The organism is Burkholderia sp. Ac-20379 (assembly GCF_017104645.1).
GTDB lineage: Bacteria > Pseudomonadota > Gammaproteobacteria > Burkholderiales > Burkholderiaceae > Burkholderia.
Window position 1 is genome coordinate 1 of the sequence record NZ_JAAGPF010000641.1, and the last position, 2034, is coordinate 2034.

General features: G+C 62.9%; 4 protein-coding genes. 3 read left to right on the plus strand and 1 reads right to left on the minus strand.

The genetic code is table 11. The annotated features are described in order from the left end of the window. Positions 1-52 precede the first annotated feature (52 nt). Positions 53-307 carry a hypothetical protein gene (locus G3N92_RS33495; RefSeq protein WP_206131788.1) on the minus strand — a complete coding sequence of 85 codons (255 nt, stop codon included), beginning with the start codon at positions 305-307 and terminating at the stop codon, positions 53-55. A gap of 51 nt (positions 308-358) precedes the next feature. On the opposite strand from G3N92_RS33495, the gene G3N92_RS33500 reads away from it, so the two are divergent. The 3 genes from G3N92_RS33500 to G3N92_RS33510 form a co-directional block, all read left to right on the plus strand. Then, positions 359-673 carry a hypothetical protein gene (locus G3N92_RS33500; RefSeq protein ID WP_206131789.1) on the plus strand — a complete coding sequence of 105 codons (315 nt, stop codon included), beginning with the start codon at positions 359-361 and terminating at the stop codon, positions 671-673. Between the two features lie 407 nt (positions 674-1080). Continuing rightward, positions 1081-1584, plus strand: a complete 504-nt coding sequence (locus tag G3N92_RS35260) for a hypothetical protein (protein ID WP_241015193.1) — start codon at positions 1081-1083, stop codon at positions 1582-1584. A 60-nt stretch (positions 1585-1644) separates the two neighbouring features. Next, a partial coding sequence (locus G3N92_RS33510; protein ID WP_206131790.1) for a hypothetical protein occupies positions 1645-2034 on the plus strand: 390 nt, incomplete at its 3' end.

Here is a 2034-nt window from a genome sequence, read left to right on the forward strand (position 1 = left end):
TGTTACTGACACGCCAACCACCGACATCCACACCGCCACCAACCCTCTTTCCCTACACGACGCGCTTCCGATCCACCGGCGCGCTGCCCGGCACGGGGCGGCCGGGCGGCACGGGGCTGGCCGGATCGTCCGGCACCTCGACCATGAACACCACCGGCTTGGCAGGCTGCGCCACCTGCGCGCACGCCTCCCCGCTCTTCAACGCGGCATAGGCCGACAGCAGCACCATCGGCAAGACCGTGGCGGGCGCAACCGCACCCAACGGCCACCGCCGAGGCGGCATGCGCAAACGCTTGAATTCGACCATCGATGCGTTTTCCTTTTAAAGCGCCCGGCCGGTAAAACCGGCACGCGATCGGTGAAAATGACCTATGGCCGACAAATGTCAAATATCGTCAGCCAGCCGAAACTCGGCGAAAACTCAACATCTTCACCAATCAAGGAAAATCAGGACGGGCAACAACGGGCGACCGATATCGACAATGGTTTTTTGCGAAATTTGATATATCGAGTGTGTCGTCATTTAAAGTCAGCCTGGTTTTTTATCAGTCCACACCCTTTCGGTTTGATCGCCGCCGGCGATTATTCCTCGCCGGCTCGAACGAGCCGCGATGGAACACCGCGGGGCAAACGCCAAGGGAGCCGGCCTCGCGCGACCTGCGCCGAAGCCTGACGGGACGCGCCGGTGCGGCGCGCCACTCACATGCGGAACGTCGGTGATCGTGCGGATTCGCTTTGTAGAAAGCCGCCGCCGATTACAGCAAAAACGTTTGGCGGGATTTATAAGATCCGCGTATAAAGCATGTTCAAACGACCGTACTACTACCGATACGGGAAACCATTCTAATCGGCGAGATTGAAACACTTACCGAAACGTTTCATCTCGTTACTCCCGTTACAATCAGAGTCGATTACTTGTCGATACCTCTTTAATCGGCAATTAATTCTTATCTCGCATTCAGATTAGAAACTCTTACTGAGTTGCCTATGATGTTTGCATTTCATTCCGCTCGTCCGTATCCTGAGCATTCTTTAACGACGGAGAAACCAATGGCGGCATTCATCACGAGAAAGCGATCAATGCGTATCGGCCCGTTGAGCCAGTGGTGTTTCGCCACCACCTTGGCACTCTCCGTCCTGCCCGCCGCCGCCCAGATCGCCCATCCCGTGGGCGAAGGCGCGCAGCCGGCCACCATCTCGCCGCCCCCCGCCGCGACCACCGTTACCGCCGCCACCGCGCCGTCTGCCCCTCCGTCGTCGCCCGCGGCCGCCAAGGCGCCCCGGCCGATGCTCTATTACGTTTGCGGCAACGCCGGCATCGACAGCCAGGTGCACGCGCCCGATCCGCAGCATCCGTTCAACCTCGGCGTGAACTTCGCCTCCTCGAACCCGGCTTCGCCCCCGTCCGACGTGGCCGTCAAGGTGCGCCGCCACGGCCGCGTGCTGATGGATTTCGTGGCGGCCGGCCCGAATTGCCGGTTCTCGCTGCCCGATGCGGAATATCGCGTCGAGGCCACCTATCAAGGGACGATGAAGTTCGACATCGTCAAGACCGGCACGCTCGACGCCCGGATCGCCTGGTAACGCAGCCGGCTCCGCGCCATTTCACCCAGCAGGGACACCTTACGAGGAGGCAAGACAACCATGAGCACACCCGATCAACCGAGCGTCTCGCTCGTCAGGGCGCCCCGCATCGGCTGGACCGTCGCGTTGAGCCTGGTGTTCTATGCGATCGCACTGAGCGCGGGGCTGCACTACAACCCGGCGCGCGGCTTCTGGCATGCGCGGGCCGACGTGCCCGCGGCGCCGGACGGCGAGACGATCGTCGGCACCGTCAGTGCGGATCCGCCGATCCTGGTGGGCGATGCGCCGGCCGGGCTGCTGCTGGCGCAGGCGCTCGATTGCGCGCAGGCCGGGCAGTGGGAATGCATGGGCCAGGCCAACGAGGCCGCGCAGGCGCTGCAGGGCAAGCATGACGATGCCGCCTCGGCGCAGGCGCAGGCGGCGCTGCCCGCCGCGCCGCTAGCCACGGCG

Excerpts from the sequence above, each read along its gene's own strand:
- G3N92_RS33495 (WP_206131788.1), bottom strand. The coding sequence starts at position 307 with ATGGTCGAATTCAAGCGTTTGCGCATGCCGCCTCGGCGGTGGCCGTTG.
- G3N92_RS35260 (WP_241015193.1), top strand. The coding sequence starts at position 1,081 with ATGCGTATCGGCCCGTTGAGCCAGTGGTGTTTCGCCACCACCTTGGCA.